This is a genomic window from Sporomusaceae bacterium, assembly GCA_031460455.1.
GTDB lineage: Bacteria > Bacillota > Negativicutes > Sporomusales > UBA7701 > Anaeroselena.
In genome coordinates this window covers 1-2,434 of record JAVKTQ010000038.1, presented here as the reverse complement: position 1 = coordinate 2,434, position 2,434 = coordinate 1, and the positions used below count along the sequence as shown (strand labels likewise).

Sequence of the window (2,434 nt, the reverse complement as noted above, 5' to 3'; positions counted from 1 at the left end):
AAAGTCGTCGCCGACCCGCAGATCATCTTCCGCGAAATGATCGTCGAAACAGACCACCCTGTCGCCGGGCCGGTCAAAATGGCCGGCGTGCCCATCAAAATGTCGGCCACCCCCGGCAGCGTCGATACCCCCGCCCCCATGCTCGGCCAGCACACCGAGGAGATTTTAACGCAGCTATTGGGATTGTCGTCCGGGCAGGTTCGAAGACTCAAGGCTGACAAAGTGTTATAAGGATATTTCTATAGACTTTCTGTTGGAGGTGTAACATTGGCTACTATTCAGGAGAAGATCCGGGATCTCAAAGCCCGCCAGGAAAAAGTCAAACAGGGCGGCGGCGTCAAACGGACCGAGAAACAGCACGCCAGCGGCAAGATGACCGCCCGCGAGCGCATCGGGAAGCTTCTCGACCCCGGCACCTTCGTGGAACTCGACCAATTCGTCCATCACCGCTGCACCTACTTCGGCATGGAGAAGGAAGAAGCTCCGGGCGAAGGCGTCGTGACCGGCTACGGTTCGGTCGACGGCCGCCTCGTGTACGTGTTCGCCCAGGACTTCACCGTCGTCGGCGGTTCGCTCGGCGAAATGCACGCCGCCAAGATCTGCAAGGTGCAGGAGCTGGCCGTCAAGATGGGCGCGCCCCTCGTCGGCCTCAACGACTCCGGCGGCGCCCGCATCCAGGAAGGCATCGATTCTTTATCGGGATTCGGCGACATCTTCTACCGCAACACCCTGGCCTCCGGCGTCATCCCCCAGCTTTCGGTCATCATGGGGCCATGCGCCGGCGGCGCCGTATACTCCCCGGCCCTGACCGACTTCGTCTTCATGGTGAAGAACACCAGCCAGATGTTTATCACCGGCCCCCAGGTCATAAAAGCAGTTACCGCCGAAGAAGTCACCGCCGAAGCCCTCGGCGGCGCCGTGACCCACAACTCCGTCTCCGGTGTGGCCCACTTCGCCGCCGAAAACGACGAGGACTGTATGAGCCAGGTCCGCTACCTGCTCGGCTTCCTGCCGTCCAACAATCTCGAAGATGCTCCCGTCGTCGAGACCGGCGACAATCCGGACAGAATGGATGCCGGCCTCAACACCGTGATACCGGATAACCCCAACATGCCGTACAACATGAAAGACGTCATCGCCAAGCTCGTCGATAAGGGCGAGTTTTACGAAGTTCACGAGCACTACGCCAAGAACATCATCACCTGCTTCGCCCGCTTCGACGGCCAGACGGTCGGCATCATCGCCAGCCAGCCGTCCGTTTTGGCAGGCTGCCTGGATGTCAATGCCTCCGACAAAGCGGCCCGCTTTATCCGCTTCTGCGACGCCTTCAATATTTCCTTGCTTACCCTCGTCGACGTGCCCGGCTTCCTGCCCGGCACCGACCAGGAGTACGGCGGCATCATCCGCCACGGCGCCAAAATGCTGTACGCGTACTCGGAAGCCACTGTCCCCAAGGTCACCGTCATTACCCGCAAGGCATACGGCGGCGCGTATATCGCCATGTGTTCCCGCCACCTCGGCGGCGACCAGGTATTCGCCTGGCCGAGCGCGGAAATCGCCGTCATGGGCCCGGCCGGCGCGGCCAACATCATCTTTAAGGGCGACCCCGACGCCAAAGCCAAGACCGACCAGTATGTCGAAGATTTCGCCACCCCGTACAAAGCGGCCGAGCGCGGCTATGTGGACCAGGTTATCGAGCCGGCGGAAACCCGGCCGCGAATCATCACCGCTCTCAATATGCTCGCCTCCAAGCGCGAGTCCAGGCCGGCCAAGAAACACGGCAATTTCCCGGTATAAGCCGCTGACGGAAAGGGGCAAGAAAAATGGGTTTTTTCGATTCGCTGTTCGGCGGCAAGCAGGAAGAAGCGCCTAAGGCAAAGCCGAAGAAGGCCAAGGCGAAGCCTCCCGTTGCTGAGGCTCATGCCGGCGGGCAGACGCCGGAAGTTATCGCCGCCATCAGCGCCGGCGTCGGAATCGTCATGGAAGATGCGAGCGCCGAGCTGGCGGCTGCGGTTACGGCAGCCATCGTCCACGCCGGCGGCGGCGGCACCGCTGTCCGCTTCCGCCGCGCCGCAGCCGCCTGGGCGGCCTCCGGCCGGCAGAAGATCATGGATGGACGGCAGTTATAGTATAGCCCCAAAACAATATAAGGAGGAATTATGCTAATGAGAAAATTCAAAGTGATTGTCAACGGCGTTGCCTACAATGTCGAGGTGGCCGAAGAAGGCGTAGTCGTCGCCGCCGTTCCTGCTTCCGCCGCTGCTCCTGCTCCCGCAGCCGCTCCGGCCGCTGCCGCTCCGGCTGCTGCCCCGGTCGCCGCTCCCGCCCCCAAGGCTCCGGCCGCCGAAGTCGCCGCCGGCGACACCCCGATCAACGCCCCTATGCCCGGCAAGGTGACCAAGGTCATCGCCAAGGAGGGCCAAAAGGTCAAGAA

Annotated in this window: 4 protein-coding genes; all 4 read left to right on the top strand. The window is 61.9% G+C overall.

Features of this window, described 5'->3' with window-relative positions; all coding sequences use genetic code 11:
* Positions 1–231, top strand: a 231-nt coding sequence (locus RIN56_20565) for a CoA transferase (protein MDR7869187.1), incomplete at its 5' end; no start/stop codon positions are given.
* A 36-nt stretch (positions 232–267) separates the two neighbouring features.
* The gene (locus tag RIN56_20560; protein ID MDR7869186.1) at positions 268–1,797 is read left to right on the top strand and encodes a carboxyl transferase domain-containing protein; all 1,530 of its coding nucleotides are present in this window, start codon (positions 268–270) and stop codon (positions 1,795–1,797) included.
* A gap of 26 nt (positions 1,798–1,823) precedes the next feature.
* The gene (locus tag RIN56_20555; GenBank protein MDR7869185.1) at positions 1,824–2,129 is read left to right on the top strand and encodes a hypothetical protein; all 306 of its coding nucleotides are present in this window, start codon (positions 1,824–1,826) and stop codon (positions 2,127–2,129) included.
* Between the two features lie 36 nt (positions 2,130–2,165).
* Positions 2,166–2,434 (top strand): acetyl-CoA carboxylase biotin carboxyl carrier protein subunit (locus RIN56_20550; protein ID MDR7869184.1); only part of this gene is annotated, 269 nt, incomplete at its 3' end.